Source organism: Flaviaesturariibacter aridisoli (genome assembly GCF_004343705.1).
GTDB lineage: Bacteria > Bacteroidota > Bacteroidia > Chitinophagales > Chitinophagaceae > Flavisolibacter > Flavisolibacter aridisoli.
On sequence record NZ_SKFH01000016.1, the window covers coordinates 1 to 16,873 of the forward strand.

At 60.1% G+C, this 16,873-nt stretch carries 19 protein-coding genes; 12 read left to right on the forward strand and 7 right to left on the reverse strand.

Going from position 1 to position 16,873, the window contains the following annotated elements; translation table 11 throughout:
• Window positions 1–124: 124 nt before the first annotated feature.
• Together E0486_RS10820 and E0486_RS10825 are read left to right on the forward strand one after the other, a co-directional pair.
• The gene (locus tag E0486_RS10820; protein ID WP_131852194.1) at window positions 125–694 is read left to right on the forward strand and encodes a hypothetical protein; all 570 of its coding nucleotides are present in this window, start codon (window positions 125–127) and stop codon (window positions 692–694) included.
• 29 nt (window positions 695–723) lie between these two features.
• Window positions 724–1,278: an STM3941 family protein gene (locus E0486_RS10825; protein WP_131852195.1), complete on the forward strand. Its 555-nt coding sequence runs from the start codon at window positions 724–726 to the stop codon at window positions 1,276–1,278.
• A gap of 1 nt (window position 1,279) precedes the next feature.
• Here the strand turns inward: E0486_RS10825 and E0486_RS10830 are convergent, their stop codons facing one another.
• Window positions 1,280–2,053 (reverse strand): inositol monophosphatase family protein, encoded by a 774-nt coding sequence (locus E0486_RS10830; protein ID WP_243697424.1) that lies wholly within the window; start codon window positions 2,051–2,053, stop codon window positions 1,280–1,282.
• Between the two features lie 346 nt (window positions 2,054–2,399).
• Here E0486_RS10830 and E0486_RS10835 point away from each other — a divergent pair, with 346 nt between their 5' ends.
• The 3 genes from E0486_RS10835 (at window position 2,400) to E0486_RS10845 (ending at window position 4,541) form a co-directional block, all read left to right on the forward strand.
• Window positions 2,400–3,152 carry a hypothetical protein gene (locus E0486_RS10835; RefSeq protein WP_131852197.1) on the forward strand — a complete coding sequence of 251 codons (753 nt, stop codon included), beginning with the start codon at window positions 2,400–2,402 and terminating at the stop codon, window positions 3,150–3,152.
• A 73-nt stretch (window positions 3,153–3,225) separates the two neighbouring features.
• Window positions 3,226–3,870 (forward strand): TMEM175 family protein, encoded by a 645-nt coding sequence (locus E0486_RS10840; protein ID WP_131852198.1) that lies wholly within the window; start codon window positions 3,226–3,228, stop codon window positions 3,868–3,870.
• Between the two features lie 125 nt (window positions 3,871–3,995).
• Window positions 3,996–4,541: a hypothetical protein gene (locus tag E0486_RS10845; protein WP_131852199.1), complete on the forward strand. Its 546-nt coding sequence runs from the start codon at window positions 3,996–3,998 to the stop codon at window positions 4,539–4,541.
• Window positions 4,542–4,618: 77 nt separating this feature from the next.
• Here the strand turns inward: E0486_RS10845 and E0486_RS10850 are convergent, their stop codons facing one another.
• The 4 genes from E0486_RS10850 to polA all read right to left on the reverse strand — a co-directional run bounded on the left by E0486_RS10850 (window position 4,619) and on the right by polA (window position 10,678).
• Entirely contained in the window at window positions 4,619–6,601 is a 1,983-nt protein-coding gene (locus tag E0486_RS10850) for an alpha-ketoacid dehydrogenase subunit alpha/beta (protein WP_131852200.1), read from the reverse strand.
• A gap of 27 nt (window positions 6,602–6,628) precedes the next feature.
• The gene (locus tag E0486_RS10855) at window positions 6,629–6,970 is read right to left on the reverse strand and encodes a phage holin family protein (protein WP_131852201.1); all 342 of its coding nucleotides are present in this window, start codon (window positions 6,968–6,970) and stop codon (window positions 6,629–6,631) included.
• Window positions 6,971–7,066: 96 nt separating this feature from the next.
• Window positions 7,067–7,756 (reverse strand): DsbA family protein, encoded by a 690-nt coding sequence (locus E0486_RS10860; RefSeq protein ID WP_243697425.1) that lies wholly within the window; start codon window positions 7,754–7,756, stop codon window positions 7,067–7,069.
• Between the two features lie 123 nt (window positions 7,757–7,879).
• Window positions 7,880–10,678: a DNA polymerase I gene (gene polA / locus E0486_RS10865; protein WP_131852203.1), complete on the reverse strand. Its 2,799-nt coding sequence runs from the start codon at window positions 10,676–10,678 to the stop codon at window positions 7,880–7,882.
• Between the two features lie 175 nt (window positions 10,679–10,853).
• Here polA and E0486_RS10870 point away from each other — a divergent pair, with 175 nt between their 5' ends.
• Window positions 10,854–11,222 (forward strand): four helix bundle protein, encoded by a 369-nt coding sequence (locus E0486_RS10870; protein WP_131852204.1) that lies wholly within the window; start codon window positions 10,854–10,856, stop codon window positions 11,220–11,222.
• A gap of 169 nt (window positions 11,223–11,391) precedes the next feature.
• On the opposite strand, the gene E0486_RS18880 is transcribed toward E0486_RS10870, so the two are convergent.
• The gene (locus E0486_RS18880; protein ID WP_165917289.1) at window positions 11,392–11,562 is read right to left on the reverse strand and encodes a hypothetical protein; all 171 of its coding nucleotides are present in this window, start codon (window positions 11,560–11,562) and stop codon (window positions 11,392–11,394) included.
• Window positions 11,563–11,717: 155 nt separating this feature from the next.
• On the opposite strand from E0486_RS18880, the gene E0486_RS10875 reads away from it, so the two are divergent.
• The 4 genes from E0486_RS10875 to E0486_RS10890 all read left to right on the forward strand — a co-directional run bounded on the left by E0486_RS10875 (window position 11,718) and on the right by E0486_RS10890 (window position 14,387).
• Window positions 11,718–12,437: a hypothetical protein gene (locus tag E0486_RS10875; protein WP_131852205.1), complete on the forward strand. Its 720-nt coding sequence runs from the start codon at window positions 11,718–11,720 to the stop codon at window positions 12,435–12,437.
• A gap of 193 nt (window positions 12,438–12,630) precedes the next feature.
• Window positions 12,631–13,098, forward strand: coding sequence for a M23 family metallopeptidase (locus E0486_RS19330; protein WP_131852206.1), 468 nt, complete (start codon window positions 12,631–12,633; stop codon window positions 13,096–13,098).
• Between the two features lie 36 nt (window positions 13,099–13,134).
• The gene (locus E0486_RS10885) at window positions 13,135–13,452 is read left to right on the forward strand and encodes a DUF2085 domain-containing protein (RefSeq protein WP_131852207.1); all 318 of its coding nucleotides are present in this window, start codon (window positions 13,135–13,137) and stop codon (window positions 13,450–13,452) included.
• A 17-nt stretch (window positions 13,453–13,469) separates the two neighbouring features.
• Window positions 13,470–14,387, forward strand: coding sequence for a peptidase associated/transthyretin-like domain-containing protein (locus E0486_RS10890; RefSeq protein WP_131852208.1), 918 nt, complete (start codon window positions 13,470–13,472; stop codon window positions 14,385–14,387).
• Window positions 14,388–14,399: 12 nt separating this feature from the next.
• On the opposite strand, the gene E0486_RS10895 is transcribed toward E0486_RS10890, so the two are convergent.
• The gene (locus E0486_RS10895; RefSeq protein WP_131852209.1) at window positions 14,400–15,116 is read right to left on the reverse strand and encodes an outer membrane beta-barrel protein; all 717 of its coding nucleotides are present in this window, start codon (window positions 15,114–15,116) and stop codon (window positions 14,400–14,402) included.
• A 154-nt stretch (window positions 15,117–15,270) separates the two neighbouring features.
• Between E0486_RS10895 and E0486_RS10900 the strand changes: the two genes are divergently transcribed.
• Both E0486_RS10900 and E0486_RS10905 read left to right on the forward strand, forming a co-directional pair.
• Entirely contained in the window at window positions 15,271–16,053 is a 783-nt protein-coding gene (locus E0486_RS10900; RefSeq protein WP_131852210.1) for a fatty acid desaturase, read from the forward strand.
• Complete coding sequence (locus E0486_RS10905) at window positions 16,053–16,832, forward strand: hypothetical protein (RefSeq protein WP_131852211.1); 780 nt, start codon at window positions 16,053–16,055, stop codon at window positions 16,830–16,832. The genes E0486_RS10900 and E0486_RS10905 overlap by 1 nt, the downstream gene beginning before the upstream one ends.
• Window positions 16,833–16,873 lie beyond the last annotated feature (41 nt).

Here is a 16,873-nt window from a genome sequence, read left to right on the forward strand (position 1 = left end):
AGCAGATCTTTTACAAGAGGCGCCGTCCGCACGCGTGCGGGCGCTTCCTTTTACACAAAAGCCGGCTGCGCCGGCCCGTGGCTGTGCCATTGTTTCAGGGCGGGCGTTAGCGTAACTTCCTCATATGCTTATCGTAACCGACGCGGAGTTGACAGGGTATGTGCAGAAAAAGGAGCTCGTGACGCTGTTCCGCAGTTTCGACGAGCCCGACCTGTATGTAAGCGGGTACCTGCTCGTCTTCTCCACCGACCTGCTGCTGCTGCAACGGGAAGATGAGTTTCTCCTCAACGGCTATTCGGTCCTGCGGCGCCGCGACCTGGAGGGCATCCGCTGCGGTCCCTACGAAAAAACGCTGCACAAGATCCTGCGCGCAGAAGGGGTGCTGGAAGGAACCTTCGGCATCGAGCCGCCGCTCCCGCCCGACAGCTGGCCCGACCTTTTCCGCGCACTGAAGCGCCGCGATCTGCACGTCATCGTTGAATGCGAGGAAGAAGAAGAGCCCGGTTTTTTTATCGGGCCTGTGGAGCTGGTGAGCCTCCACAGCGTGGGGGTGCAGACCTACGATCCGGATGGACAGCTCGCGGGGCAATGGAGCATCATCCCCTTCGAAAACATCACGAAGGTGACCTTCGGCGACCGCTACACGACGGTGTTCCGGAAGTACCTGAAGCCGCCGCGTAAGAAAAAATCCTGATCTTCCGTTTTCCACACATTCCCAACGCTATGAACCCTACCGAACGCATCGAAATTCCGCACAGCAAAGGAAAGCTTGTAAAACTGTTGCTGCTATCGTTGGCCTTTGTGGCCGCGGGCGCCTGGCTGCTGCTGTCCCGCCCCGAAAGCGACCGCTCCATTTTCAACGACCCGGCAGCCCGCTCCGTCGCCGGGGGCCTGTCGATCCTCTTTTTCGGGTGGAGCGGTTTCTTCTTCGCGCGGAAGCTGTCCGACAAGCGGCCGGCCTTTATCATCGACCGCAACGGCATCGAAGACAACAGCAGCGCCTTTCCCAACGGCTTCGTGCCCTGGACCGACATCGCGGGCTATTCCACGGTGCGGGTGATGAACCAGCAGTTCCTGATCATCAGCGTACATAACCCCGAACAATACCTGGCGCGGCAAACGAGTTTTTTGGGGAAGCAGGGCGCCCGCCAAAACTACAAGCGCTATGGCTCCCCGCTGGCGCTGTCGTCCAACGCGCTTCCGTACAACCTGCACGAGCTGGAAAGCTTATTGCGGTTGAAGCGCGCGGAATACACCAATAACCGGGTAACCGGTTAATTTATTCCGGTGCGTTTCCTTTGACCCACTCCAGCAGCTCGTCGTGGATGACGCTGTTGGTGGCCACGATGCCGGGCTGGTAGCAATCGAAGGGATCGCCGTTGAGGCGGGTAACGCGGCCGCCGGCTTCTTCCACGATGATCCATCCGGCGGCGCTGTCCCAGGCCTGGAGCTTGTGCTCGTAGAAGCCGTCGAAGCGGCCGGCGGCTACCCAGCACAGGTCGATGGCGGCCGAGCCGAGGCGGCGCACGGGGATGCCGCGGCGGATAAAGCGCTCGAACACCTGCAGCGGCCCGTTGGGCTCGTCGAGGTAGGTGTAAGGAAAGCCGGTGACCATGCAGGCGTTGATCACCTTGTCTTTTTTAGAAACGTGGATCGGCTTGCCGTTGAGGGTGGCGCCCTTGCCGCGCTCGGCTAGGTACAATTCGTCCATGAACGGGTTGTACACCCCGCCGAGCACCATTTTGCCTTCGTGCTCGAGGCCAATGGAAATGGCGCAGATGGGAATGTGGTGGGCGAAGTTGACAGTACCGTCGATGGGGTCGATGATCCACTTCCAGGGCGACGATTGCTCGTTGGCGCCCGACTCTTCGCTGAGGATGGCGTGGTCGGGGTGGGCGGCGCGGATGACATCCATAATCGCCTTCTCCGAGGCATGGTCCACCTCGGTCACGAGGTTGTTGATCCCCTCCTTGTTGCTCACTTCAAAGGCACGGTCGGAAAAGCTGCGGATGGCAGCGGCGCCTGCATCGATCGCCGCACGTAGGGTGGTCATTGACATGGGGCAAAGATAGGTTTAGGGGGTTTAGGGTTTAGAGGGGTTTAGGAGGTTTAGGAGGTTTAGGGGGCTGGCGCCAGCGACGCCTGCCGGGCGGCGTTGAGAGAAAGTTTCGTAGAAGAGCAGAAGCGTTTTGAACCGCGAAGAAGAGAATAAGCTGTTACGCGAAGGGCTACGAAAATGTCCCGCAAGCGGGACATGTTTATTGAAACAAAAACTTAGCGGAATAACTTCTTTCCTTTTTTTCTTCGCGGTTCCGACCCTTATTGCCCTTCGCCTCCTTAACCTGCTGCACTTACGAATAACATTCCGTTCACGTTTCCCGGACTAACTTGCCCTCATCGTGAACCTCCGGCTACTGCTCCTGTTTTCTTTTACCCTTTTGGGCGCCCTGGGCGCCTCGGCCCAGTATACGCTGAAGGGCACGGTCTACGATTCTTCCCGCAATTATGCGCTTTCCGCCGTCATCGTATCCAGCACCGCCGGCAACAGCGTGGTCACGGGTGCCGAAGGCGCGTACAGCCTGCCGGTGTCGGACAAAGATTCGGTGTGGTTTACCTTCCTCGGCAAGCCCACGCTGAAGTATGCCGTCAAAACGATCCCCGATCTCAGCCAGTTCGACATCGCCCTGCGCGTGCCGGCCACGGGCAGCCGCTACAAGGTGCTGAAAGAAGTGGTGGTGTATGGCCGCAACTACCGCATCGACTCGGCGCGCAACCGCCAGGAATATGCGCGGGCCTTCGACTTCCAGCGGCCCAACCTGGGCACCATGACCTCCGTGGGCGCCGGGGGCGCGGGCATCGACGTCAACGAGCTCATCCGCCTTTTCCAGTTCCGCAAAAACAAAAGCTCCGCCCGCTTCCAGGCCCGCCTGCTGGCCGAAGAGGAGCAGAAATATATCGACAACCGCTTCAGCAAGCCCCTCATCCGCCGCCTCACCGGCCTCACCGGCCCCGACCTCGACGCCTTCCAGGAGCGCTTCCGCCCCTCGGTGGAATTCACCCGCGGCGCCTCCGACTACGACTTCCAGACCTATATCAAACTCTGTTACGATGCCTGGATGGGAAAAACACCCGCGCCACCGGAGCAGCAATGAGTGACCGGTTAACCGGGTAATTAATTAACCGGTCAATCGATTAACCGGTTACCTGATTGATTATCTTTCTCCCATGAGTGACCATCTGCAACACGAGCTGAAAAAGGAATTCCAGCTGGAGCGCATGATCCTGTTCAGCGACGCGGTTTTTGCCATCGCCATCACCCTGCTGGCCATCGAGCTGAAGGTGCCGAAGTTTGACCGGCACGCCGTCACCGACGCGCAGCTGCGGCACCAGTTAGGGGAGATGATCCCCGAATTCATCGGCTTCCTTGTTTCCTTCATCATCATCGGCGTGTATTGGACCGTGCACCACCGGATCTTCAGCTTCGTGGTCAACTACGACCGGCGCCTGCTCTGGATGAACCTGTATTTCCTGCTCGGCGTGGTGCTGATGCCTTTCAGCTCGGGCTTCTACAGCGAATATGTACTCAGTGGCGTCAGCACGCCGGTGATCGTTTACTGCGCCAATATCATCCTGCTGGGCGGCATGAACCTCGCCATCTGGCTGTACGTCAAAAACCCCAAGCGCGGCCTGGCCGAAGGCATCGACGCTACCGAAGGCCGGTACTTTATCTTCCGTGCCCTCACGCCGCCGCTGATGTTTGTGCTGATGGCTATCGTGTATGCCAATGCCCCGCGCACGGCTTTCTGGATCCCGATGTGCATCCCGATCGTGCTGCGCGTAGCCAAACCGCTGTTCCTTAAGAAGCGCTGATGTCGGATGCCTGATGTCTCATATGAAAAGGATTGCTACGCGATCCTTTTTTGCTTTGCGGACGACATTGAAAAACAAATCAAACATCCGAGATCCGACATCAGACATTTCTCTAAATTGCCTTCATGGAACCAGACCAACTTACCCTCGGCATCGGCACGCGCCTGCAGCATACGCAGTTCGGGCCCGGCGTCGTTACCGGCGTGCGCTTCGCCAGCTACCTCATCACGTTCATCTACCACGGCACCAAGGAGATCGACAAGAACGACAGCGCCCTCGAAGAGATCATTCCCGACAACGTATCGCCGGAGATCGAAACGCACAGCGACGTGGAGCGTTCCCTCGTGAAGATCCTGCGCCTCTGGGGCGGCATCACCGAGCCCGCTCCGCTTGGCGACCGCTGGCAAAAGGGAATGCTGCTGCTGCAGCCCGCCGACAAATCACTCAAGGCCAAGGAAGTGCCCATCGAAGACTTCTTTCACAAGATCGTGATGCTCCGCGACCGCCTGCGCGTGCTCGAGCAGCAGATCAACGCGCACAAGGTGCTCACCGACGAAGACAAGGTGAACCTGCAGCAATACATCACCCGCATCTACGGGTCGCTCACCACGTTCAACGTCCTCTTCCGCGATAGGGATCATTGGTTTGTGGGAGAGAAAGGAAAAGAATAAAGAAGGCAGCGCAAATGATTACATGAGTACATGAGGTAAGAGGGGAAGGCCCATTTCCTTCCCCATGTAATCTTCCCTCAATACGCCAGCAGGCGCTCTACGTATTCCCCCAGTCTCGACTTCGCCATAAAATTCTTTTCCAGTTCCATATTGAAGGGCACCGGCGTATCCAGCGAAGCGCAGCGCAGCACGGGGCCGTCGAGCCATTCGAAGCAGTTTTCCGCGATCCAGGCCGCGAGCTCGCCGCCGATGCCCCCAATGAGCGTGTCTTCGTGCAGCAGCAGCACCTTACCGGTTTTGCGCACCGCCGCGCGGATGGCGTCGTAGTCGAGCGGAAGCAGCGTGCGCAGGTCGAGTATCTCGATGGCGTACTCGGGGTGCGCGGCGGCGTAGTCTTCGGCCCAGTGCACGCCGGCGCCGTAGGTGATGATGCTGATGTCGTCGCCGGTGCGTACGGTGCGGGCTTTCCCGATGGGCGTTTCGTAATAGCCCTCGGGCACGGCGCCGCTCACACTGCGGTAAAGGCCCTTGTGCTCAAAGTAGATCACGGGGTTGGGGTCGTTGAAGGCCGCGATGAGCAGGCCTTTGGCGTCTTCGGGCGAGGAAGGATAAACGACTTTCAGCCCCGGTGTTTTTACAAACCAGGCTTCGTTGCTCTGGCTGTGGAACGGGCCGGCGCCCACGCCGCCGCCGGTAGGCATGCGGATCACTACGTCGGCATTCTGGCCCCAGCGGTAGTGGATCTTGGCGAGGTTGTTCACGATCTGGTTGAAGCCTACGGTGGCGAAGTCGGCAAACTGCATTTCCATCATCGCCTTGAACCCTTCGAGCGAAAGGCCGAGGGCCGCACCTACGATGGCGCTTTCGCAGAGCGGCGTGTTGCGCACGCGCTCCTTGCCGAACGTTTCCACAAACCCCTCGGTGATCTTGAAGGCGCCGCCGTATTCGGCGATGTCCTGTCCCATCAGCACGAGGTTGCTGTGGCGCTCCATGGATTGGTGGAGGCCTTCCTTCAAAGCATCAATAAACCGAAGCTCGCGTCCCCCTTCCCCCCGCGATGGGGCCAGGGAATGGGCCGGGTGGGGCGCATACACGTCGTTCACTTCCTTTTTCGTATCCACCACGATCGGTGCCGAGTCGAAGCCGATCTTCAGCTCGCTTTCGATCTTCAGCTTGTATTCGTTCCGTATTTCTTCAATGCTGCTGTAATCGAGAATACCTTCTTCGTGCAGCCAGCGTTCGTAGTTGGTGATGGGGTCTTTCTCCGCCCATTCGTCGAAGAGCTCCTTGGGTACGTATTTCGTTCCCGAGGCTTCTTCGTGGCCCCGCATGCGGAAGGTCATGCACTCTACGAGGAAGGGCTTCTGCTCGCGGAGGCAATAGTCGCGCACCCCCTTGATGGTGTCGTAGACCGTAAGAATGTTATTGCCGTCGATCACCACGCTTTCCATACCGTAGCCTTTGGCGCGGTCGGAAAGCTGGGCGCAGCGGTACTGCTCGCGCACGGGAGTAGAAAGGCCGTAGCCGTTGTTTTCGATAATGAAAATGACCGGCAGGTCCCACACGGCGGCGGTGTTGAGGGCCTCGTGAAAGTCGCCTTCGGAGGTGCCGCCGTCGCCGGTAAAGGCGAGTGACACTTTTTGTTCCTTCCGAAGCTTGTGCGCCAGGGCCACGCCGTCGGCGATGGCGAGCTGGGGGCCAAGGTGGGAGATCATGCCGCAGATATGGTGCTCGCGGGTGCCGAAGTGAAAGGAGCGCTCGCGGCCGAGCGAATAGCCGTCCTGTGCGCCCTGCCATTGCTTGAAGAGGCGGCTCAGCGGCATATTGCGGGTGGTGAACACACCGAGGTTGCGGTGCAGGGGCATCACCCACTCGTCGGGCTGCAGCGCCATGGTGGCGCCAACGGCGATGGCCTCCTGCCCGATGCCGCTGAACCACTTCGAAATGCGGCCCTGCCGCAGCAGCACGAGCATCTTCTCCTCGATGAGGCGCGGCCAGAGCAGCTTCTTATAGATATCGGTCAGCTGGCCGGCATCGAGGCCGCGGCGTTGAAACTCCATATAGCGCTATTTTGGGGCCCAAAAGTATCAATCCCCCTTCACAATACGGTCGATGAGCAGGGAAAGTGCCGCAACGGCGAAACCTACCGCCAACGGGCGGGCCCAGCCAATGATGTCGAAACCGGGAATGTAGCGGTCGCTGACCCTGATCAGCAGCACGTTGGCAGCGGTGAGTACAAGGATCAGCGTATACACCGTGACGGGGAAGCGCTTCGTCACCTGCCCGGGCTTGACGAAGCTGTCGAGCAGGGCGATCACAACGGCCGCCAGCAGCGTGCCCGCCGGGTCGCGAAGCTGGCTGCCGGGCATGTACCAGAAAAGAAAATAAGCCAGCGCCGCCGGTATGAAAAAACGAAGCAGAAAGTTCATGGGGGCGGAAGATAGAGATACCGAATGAATAATGTTTAATATTTAATGACTAATAGGTAAGGAAGGGAAAGCCCATTAAACATTCGCAATTATTGATTAAACATTATTCAATGCCCGCTCCAGGCGGGCTTCCAGGTCATCGTAGTGTGTATAACCACTGGCGAGCAGGTAAAACCTGAGGTCGTCTACCTGTAGTAATACGGCCGGGAAGCCGGTTACCTGCAGCTGTTGCACGAGCGAGAATTCGTACAGCGCCTGGTCGCGGTATTCTTCGGAAGAAAGCCTGGTATAGAAATCGTCTTCGCTGATGCCGTACTTCGGCAGCAGGTGGCGATAGGCCTCGGGGTCGGTGAGGTCGCGGCCCTCGAAGTTGAGCGCATACTGCAGGTCAGACGCGATCTCCACCTGCCGCTCCGGCGCGGCTTCCTTCAGGATGCATAGCGCAATGGCCGGCATCGTGGAGTCGGGAAACCAATCCGTGTCGTCGGGGTGAAACACGTGCCACAGGAAGTCTTCACCGAACCTGACGCCGGTAAGCTCCTCCACGCGCGTATACGCCGTCTGGATGTATTTTGCAATGGGCCCGAAATGCTGCGGCGTCTCCGGCCGGATCATGCCGCCCGACAGCACCTCAAAACGAAGCTTGTCCTTGTACTCTTCGGCCAGTCGCTTGATGACCGGCGAAAAGCCGTAGCACCAACCACACCAAGCATCGTAACAGTAATAAACGGCCCCCTGTCCCCCGAAGGGGGCACTCAGGTTTGATGCGTCTTCCTTGTTTTCCACGTTCATTTTACAATAACTCCAAAAATACAGATGGGTCGCTGCGCGAACCATTTGTCAACTTTAAGAATAGCCCAGATCAATTAAGCAACTTCGGCCTAAGTGTCCCCTTCGGGGGACAGGGGGCTAGTGTGCTTCCAGCCAGTTCGTTCCGCTGCCTACTTCGGCAATCACGGGGATGTCGTTCGGCAGCACCATCGCGCTTTGCATCGCTTCCAGGATCACCGGCTGCACGAGCTCGAGCTCTTCCCTGACGACGTCGAACACGAGTTCGTCGTGCACCTGCAGGATCATGCGGCTCCGGAAGCCGTGCTTTTTAAAGGCGTTGTGCACGTTCACCATCGCGAGCTTGATCATGTCGGCCGCGGTGCCCTGAATAGGCGAGTTGATGGCGTTGCGCTCGGCGAGCGCGCGCACGGTGAAGTTGGCGCTGTTGATGTCGCGGAGCCAGCGCTTGCGGCCCAGCACCGTCTGCACGTAGCCGTGCTCGCGGCAGAAGTTGATGGTGCCATCCATATACGCGGTGATGCCGGCAAACTCCTGGCGGTAGTTGTCGATGATCTCTTTTGCTTCGGCGCGGGGGATACGCAGGTTCTCGGCAAGGCCAAAGGCGCCTTGCCCGTAGATGATGCCGAAGTTGACACTCTTTGCTTTCGAGCGCTGCACCTTCGTCACTTCCTCTTCACCCACGTTATACACCTTGGCGGCCGTAGCGGTGTGTACGTCCTTACCCTGGCGGAAAGCGTCGCACATGGCGGGGTCGCCGGAGAGGGCGGCCACGATGCGCAGCTCGATCTGCGAGTAGTCGGCCGAAACGAGGATATGGTTTTCGTCGCGGGGAATGAAGGCCTTGCGGATCTCTTTGCCCCGCTCGGTGCGGATGGGAATGTTCTGGAGGTTGGGGTTGTTGCTCGACAGGCGGCCGGTGACGGCCACGGCCTGCGCGAAGTTGGTGTGGATGCGGCCCGTGCGCGGGTTGATCAGCTCGGGCAGCGCGTCTACATAAGTCGAGCGCAGCTTCGTGAATTCGCGGTAGGCGAGGATGTGGTCGCAGAGCGGGTGCTCTTTGGCCAGTTTGCTCAGCACGTCTTCGCCGGTGGCGTATTGGCCGGTCTTCGTCTTCTTCGCTTTGGGGTCGAGCTTCATCTGCTCAAACAGCACCTCGCCGAGCTGCTTGGGCGAACCCAGGTTGAAGCGCTGGCCGGCGAGCTCGTATACCTGCTCTTCATGGGTACGCGCTTCTTCTTCGAGCTGGCGCGAATAGGCGCGGAGAAAGTCCACGTCCACGCGCACGCCTTCGAACTCAATGTCGCGCAGCACCTTCACCAGCGGCATCTCCACGTCGTCGAACACGCGGCGCACGTCCGACGCGGTCATCTGCGGCTCAAACACGGGCTTGAACTGCAGCGTGATGTCGGCATCTTCCACCGCGTATTCCTTCACCTTCTGCAACTCCACGTCGCGCATGGTGCCCTGGTTCTTTCCTTTCTTGCCAATGAGCTCCTCGATGTGAATGGGTTCGTAGCCGAGGTACTTGGCGGCGAGCCAGTCCATGTTGCGCTTGCCGTCGGGCTCTATGAGGTAGTGGGCCAGCATCGTGTCGAAGAGGCGGCCTTCGATCTCGAAGCCATACCACTTCAGCATCAGCAGGTCGTACTTGGTGTTGTGGCCGACCCACAGCTTGTCGGGCCGCGCAAACACGGGCGCGAAGCGCTTCAGTATTTCTACAACTTCTTCTTTTTTCACGGGCAGCGGCACATACCAGCCTTTGCCGGTCTCCACGGAGAAGCTCATGCCCACCAGGTCGGCGGTGTTGGCGTCGATGCCGGTGGTTTCGGTGTCGAAGGAGATCTCGGGCGAGCGGTCGAGAGCGGCGAGCAGCTCGGTCCATTCGCCTTCACTTTCCACCAGCGTATAGTCGTGCGGCGTGTTGCCGATGTTCTTTCCGGGCGTTACCACGTTGTTGGACGGTTCTTCGCCGGGCACAGCGTCGAAGAGGCCGGGCTGCTGGCCGGCGGACTTGCGGGCGGGCGCGTCGGGCAGGTTGTCGCCGAGGAGGCGGTTGATGAAGGTGCGGAATTCGAGCTCCAGGAATACCTCGCGGAGGGCGTCTTTGTTCCATTCCTTGAGGCGGAAGTCTTCTTCGTGGAATTCCACGGGCACGTCGGTGATGATGGTGGCGAGGCGCTTGCTCATGAGGGCCTGCTCCTTGCCTTTGCGCACCTTTTCACCGATGGCGCCCTTGATGCTATCTGCGTTTTCGAGCACGTTTTCGAGGGTGCCGAATTCGGTGAGCAGCTTGCAGGCGGTCTTCTCGCCCACGCCGGCGATGCCGGGGATGTTGTCTACCGCGTCGCCCATGAGACCGAGCATGTCGATCACCTGGCTCACGTCTTTGATGCACCACTTGTTGCACACCTCTTCGGGGCCCATGATCTCCACTTCGCCGCCCTGGTAGCCGGGCTTGTAGATCTTCACCTTGTCGCTCACGAGCTGGCCGTAGTCTTTGTCGGGCGTCACCATGTACACTTCGTAGCCCAGTTTTTCGGCCTGCTTCGACAGGGTGCCGATCACGTCGTCGGCTTCGAAGCCTTCGCTTTCGAGGATGGGAATATTAAAGGCCCGCAGCATCCGCTTGATGTCGGGGATGGAAGCGGAGATGTCTTCGGGTGCTTCCTGGCGGTTGGCTTTATAATCGGCGAAGTCGGCCATGCGGCCGGCGGGCGCGCCGCCTTCGAAGCACACGGCCATGTGCGTGGGCTTCTGGTTGTTGATCAGATCGATGAGCGTATTGGTGAAGCCGAACTGGGCATTGGTATTTCTTCCTTTCGACGTCACGCGCGGGTTGCGGAGCAGCGCGTAATACGCCCGGAAAATGAGCGCCATGGCGTCGAGGAGGAATAATTTCTTTTCGGGAGATTCCATCGTACGAAGGTAGAGGCCGGGAAGGAAAAAAGGATGGCAGATTACATGAGTACATGATTAAATCACTACATGAGTGGATAGGTGGTTTTCGCTGATGAAAAAAACAGGAATGCGGGGGTAAAAGCCCATGGCCGGACAAAACAGGCGATTCATTTTCGCACAAAATAGAAGGTCAATGAATCAGAAGGTGGTAGATCTCGAAACGCGGCTCATTGCTTTTGCGGCACGGATGGTGATTGTCTCTGCAAACTTGCCCAAAACGGCAGCGGCAAAACACTTTTCCGACCAGTTGGTTCGCAGCGGCACGGCACCGGCGTTGCTGTACGGAGAAGCACAAGGTGCGGAAAGCCGTGCCGATTTTGTACATAAGATGAAAGTCGCGCTCAAAGAATTGAAGGAGACTTTTATCAACCTGAGGATTATCCGTGTGTGCCGATGGATACCGGAAGAGGAGCTGGCGGCAGATATCATCGAAAACAATGAGCTCATTTCCATTTTCGTCAGCAGTATCAAAACAGCGGTCGGCAAGCCCACAAATGCGTAGTCCCTCAACCTCATGTAATCATGTACTCATGTACTCATTTGATCTGCCCTTCCCGCGCGATCCTGCTGTTTCTTCCGACCGAGAGCTGAATAATGGTAAAAGGGCCAAAATCAAAACCCCGCCAAAGCGAGGTTCTGATTTACCTAAAAACGAATAAAAACATGAACCCTTACCGGGCAGAGAGGGAACCGGTTGCATCCGCCGGCGGCGCCTGCAGCGTTTGGGTCTTGTAGTACTCCTGCAGATCTTCGTCGCTATACGAGAAGTTCAGGTAAAGGGCTACGACAAGGGCCAGTAACAAAACAGCATTCAGCCAGCGGTTGGAAGTTTCGGTTCTCATAAGATTGGATTTGGATATTGGATGACACAAACCTAATCTCCTTCTAATGTCGCGGCAAGTTTGGAAAAGGCTTTTTTGAAAAATCGGGCGTTTCTGCGCAGGGGCGTATCGTAGATCTACGAACGCGCGATCGTAAGTCCCCGCTATCTTTGATTATGACCCGGACCTTCCGTACCCGCGCGGGCGCCTATGAAGAGATGCGCCGGCGCTTTTTCAGCCGTGTACTTCCCATTTTACTTATTGCCGGCGGCGTTGTGGGCGGCATCCAGCTTTGGGCGCGCCCGCCGCGCGATGGGCTTTGGGGGCTCGCCTTCCCGGTGCTGCTGTTCGGCGGCATCATCACCTTCGCCTGCTTGCGGGTGCTGGGGCGCTACCGGCGCTTCTTCCGCTCCTTCCGCCTGGAGGTTTCCGACCGCGAGCTCACCCGCCACGCGGAAGGCGCCGAACCACTGACGCTGCATGCGTACGATATCTCGTCCATCGAAGAAGATAAAAGCGGCGCCCTGGTCATCCGGGGCCGTGAGCCGCGGCATACGATCGTGGTGCCCGCGCAGGTGGAAGAGCGCGCCGAGCTGCTGGACCGGCTCAACAGCCTGCAGCCCGTCACCATCGGCGTGGTGGCCACGGCTTTTGAAAAAGGCCGGGCGCTGCGGGGCGTCCTCCGCCTGGTGGGCGTGGTGCTGGTATCGACGGTCCAGAACGACCTCCTTTTCGTGCCGGCTGTTGCCCTTACCCTTGTGCTGCTGGCCTGGGACAGCTACGATGTGCAGCGCATCGGCCGGCCCGCATCCCGCCGGGCGCCGCGGCTGGCGGCCAACGCTTTCTTTGCGTTGCTGGTGCTGTTCCTCGCCTGGAGCCACTGGTATCTTCGCTGACCGGCAACCCCGTTAGCGGCGAAGACGCCTAAAGCCGGCAACAACGTTTTTCCAACCTTAAACGGCTGCTATCTTCCTCCGCTTACTTCTTGGTACCTCGCTTGCCGTTGGGGCTACCGCGGCTTCCGCCCAACTCACCGACCGCGCCATCCACGACCTCAAGACCGGCCGCCGGCGCGATGATACGAGCTTCGTGTACACGCTGCCTTACGCCGCCGGCGCGCGCTACCTCTTTGTGCAGGGCGCCAACAGCAAGATGTGCCACCGGGCCGAGTTGTCGTATGATTTCAAAATGAAAAAGGGCAGCACCGTCTGCGCTGCGCGCGGCGGCGTGGTGGAAAGCGCCCGTGCCGACTCCGACAAAGGCGGCCTGCAGCCCGAAAACCTGGCCGACGGCAACTTCGTCATCGTGCGGCACGCCGACGGCGGTAAAGCCTGCTACTGGCACCTGCAGCAAGGCGGCGTGCTGGTGGCCGTGGGCGACAGCGTCCGCGCGGGGCAGCCCATCGGGCGCTCGGGCAATACGGGCTACACGGCCTTTCCGCACCTGCACTTCCAGGTATACGACGGGCAGGACCGCGAGATCCTCGTGCGCTTCGCCACCCGCAAGGGCGTGCGCTACCTTCGCCCCGGGCGCTCGTACCGAAGCGTGGCGCGCTGATTGCCCCGGCGTACCTTTAGCCAACGAAAGTTCCCGATGCCCCTCGTATCCTGTCACCATCGCCCCGACCGCTCCTTTTATTGGAAAGGCAAGCCCTTCCCGGTCTGTGCCCGCTGCACGGGGCTTTACCCTGGTCTGGCGGCGTTCCCGCTGTTCCTTTTTGGAGTGCTGCAGCTGCCGTCGCTGGCAGCCGCGGCGCTGCTGCTGCCGATGCTGATCGACGCGGGTACGCAGGCCGGCGGCTGGCGCGAAAGCCGCAACTGGCTCCGCTTCGTTACGGGCCTCGCCGCCGGCGTGGGTGCGGCCGCCCTGGCGGTTAACGGAGCGGGGTTCCTCGACCGAGTTCTTTTCTAAACCAATCGTTCCAACGCATGTTTGCAAGACGCCTGTTGCCGCTCCTGGCCCTTCTGCAACTTTCCACCGTGGCCGTTGGCCAAGCCACCCACCGCCTCCGCGACCGCAGGACCGGCGCGCCCGTGCCCTGGGCAACGATCAAAGTGCTGAACCGCCCGCAGGGTGCCGTGGCGAACGGGGAAGGGTTTTTCGAACTTACCCTCAATGGGGGCGATACCGCCCTGATCAGCAGCGTGGGCTATGCGCCAAAGCACTTGACGCAGCTCCCCGACGTGATCGACCTGGAGCCCGTGGCCAGGCCGCTCGATACGGTGCGGGTGCGGCAGACCGTACCCGTCCGCACGTTGCTCCTCGGAAACGGCGTGCCTTTCCTGGATATCAAATTGAGTTGCTCCATTTCCGGGAATTCTCCTGCAGGTATCTGTTTTCCCTGGGGAGTGGGGAACGATGAGGGAAAAGCGGAGTTTGCCGAGCGCATGGAGCTGCCCGACAGCACCCGCGCCTACCGGCTGCTGCGGCTGTGGCTGCCTACGCGCAAGACCGACTGCTATGGAAAGCTGCTCGTGCACCTCTATGCCGAAGACCCCCTCACGGGTGGCCCCGGCGAGGAACTCTGGGTAAAGCTCATCGAGGTAGACGCAGCCTCGGTGCGGCGCAACCGGCTAAAGATCCTCGTGGACCTGACGGCCGAAGCAGTACAGCTGCCGCCGGGACAGGCGTTTTTCGTCAGCACCGGCTGGCCCCCGGGTACGCCGCATACCTGCTTTTCCATCATCCCCCTTTTCCGCGGCACGCAATCCAACACCTGGCGCCGTTATGTGCGCAGTAATGGATTTTCGTTCTTTCCCTCGGAAATGAACTGGGTGGACGAGCCGGGCGGTCACGCGGCCAATACGGTGTACGCCGCCGAGCTCGAAGAGCGCGTCTACAAATAATTCCGGATGTACCTAAAACCCGCCCAGGCCTTTCCCGCTGCCTGAGTTTTTGCGTTTACCACCGCTTGCCCGGCCGCCGCTGCTCTTGCGGCCGCCGTTTCCGCCCCGGAAGTAATACGAAAAGTTGAGGCTCCAGGTGCGCATCTTCAGCGCCGGCTGGTTGCTGCTGGCGTTGACGTTTTTCAGCCCGAGGTCGTACAGCACGTGGAAGCCGAGGCGGCTGCCCATAACGAATCCGGTGCCGAACTGCAGGCCCGCGTCGAAGGGGGTGAAGTCGGCCGCGTCTTTGCCGCCCACCCGGAAGGAAACGTCGGCCTCGCTGCCGTCGTAGCGCTTCTGCGTTTGCTTCGCCTGCACCAGGTAGCCCACGTAGGGGCCGGCGCCGATGTCGAAGCGGAAGCCGTCGCCGAGGGAGGAGCCGCCGTAAAACGGCGCGGCCAGCTGCACGAAGCCGAGGCGGTTGAGGTACTTCTCGTTGGGGTTGGTGCTGCCGATGGGAATGGCGGGATACACCGTGGCGCCCTTGACCGACCAGGTGAGCGCCGGCTGCCAGACCATCGTGCCGCGCAGGGCCTTGCGGTAAACGAGGCCCGCATTGAACGACATCAGGGGCCCGCGGTCGGACACGTACGAATACTTTGCGATGTTCAGTCCGCCGCTGAGGCCCACCTGCGCGCCGGCGCCGCCGGCGAGGAGGAGCGGCAGAAAGGCTGCAATTGCTTTTTTCATGTGTGCGTGGTTGTGATGCCGTCAAATGTAGCGGCGCCGGTGACGCGCCGAAATACCCTCCAGACGGTAAATCCGGCGGCGCGGCCGCGCTTTGGGAAACGGCACGGCGGCGTACCTTCACCCCGCATTTTCGCCCAACCCTAAACCCGCCCTCATGACCCACGCCGAACTCCTGCGCCGGGTAGAATGGAAAGACCTCCGCCGCCTCACGCTGCGCGAGCTCCTCATCGAGAACAACCTCACCATTCCCTGGTTCCTCGCCTCTATGGCCCTCGCTTATTTTCACTACTACCTCCTCGCCCTTCCGTTCTCCGCTTTCTTCTTTCTTACGGCCTTACGCCAGGTACACAACGGCTTCCACAACTCCCTCGGCACGAACCGCTTTCTTACCTGGTTCACCCTCTACAGCAACAGCATCCTGATGATGGTGTCCATCCACGCCGTAAAGTTCAACCACCTGCGGCACCACAAGTATTGTCTCGCCGAGGAAGACTACGAGGGTAAGTCGGCGGGCATGAGCTGCTGGGGCGCCATCCTTTACGGGCCGGTCCACATCTTTCTCATTCACAAAGTGACGCTGCAGCTGGGCAACGCGCGCTACCGCCGCAACCTGCTGCTGGAGCTGGCGTCCATCGCCCTGTTTGCGGGGCTCGTGTGCTACTTCCAGCTGCACTTCCTTATCTACCATATCATCGTGATGATCGTTGGTGAATTCCTCATGGCCTTCTTCGCCGTATGGACCGTGCACCACGACACCCACGACGCACCGGAGCTCGCACGCACGCAGCGCAGCGGCTGGAAGAACAGGATCACCTTCAGCATGTTCTACCACCTCGAGCACCACCTGTTTCCCGCCGTGCCCACCATCAAGCTTCCCGAGCTCGCCCGCCGCATCGACGCCGCCGTTCCGGAGATCGAAAAGCGGAGTACGTTCTGATGAGACGCCTGCTTCCGGTACTCCTGCTCCTGCTGGCCTGTGGCCACCAACGGGAGCCCGACGCCATTCGCAAACCCGATGGCACAAAACCTGCGGCTGTAGCCGCGCCGGCCGCCGAAGTGCGCGCCTTCGACAGCAGCAGCGCCCGCTGGAACGCCTATGCCCAACGGGTGGCCCTGCGCCCGCAGGAGGAGCGAACCCGCCAGGTGCATGCCGACAGCGTGTTCACGATCGGCCGCCACCGCGTGGAATGCCACGACACCGACAGGGAGACCTGGCTGAAGATCGACGGACGCGTGATTCGCCTTGCCGGCAAGGTGACGCTCAACGGGGTCACCGACCGGTCGCCCGACAGCGTCGACTTCGCCAACAACAGGCTTTGGGCACGCCTGTACCGCCACGGGGAAAAGGAACTGCTGCTGCTGGCGCTCGGCTCCGAACCCTGCACGGGACTGGGCTGCTCGGTAAAGGAATTCCTGCTGTACGATGTGGCTACCCGCGCGCTGTCCTTCTTCGGCTCCTTCCGTGGCGACGATCACCCGCTCGTGCTCCTGTACCAAAACGAATTCGCCTTTGTAGCCGAAGACTTTTCCGGCGACCCGCAGGGCAGCACCGCGATGACCTTTCGCCAGCACCTGTATGCGCGGGCGGCCAACGGTCGCTTCCGGTCCGTGACCGATGCGCAGGGCCGGCCCTATGAGCGGGTCGTGGTGGAGGAAGCGACCGACGACCGCTACCCGGGCCGCCAGCGCCTGCACTGGTTCGAGCCGGTCCGCTGACTTTTGCCGAAAAGCTGTAAACTGCGCCCCAAATGCTTTTC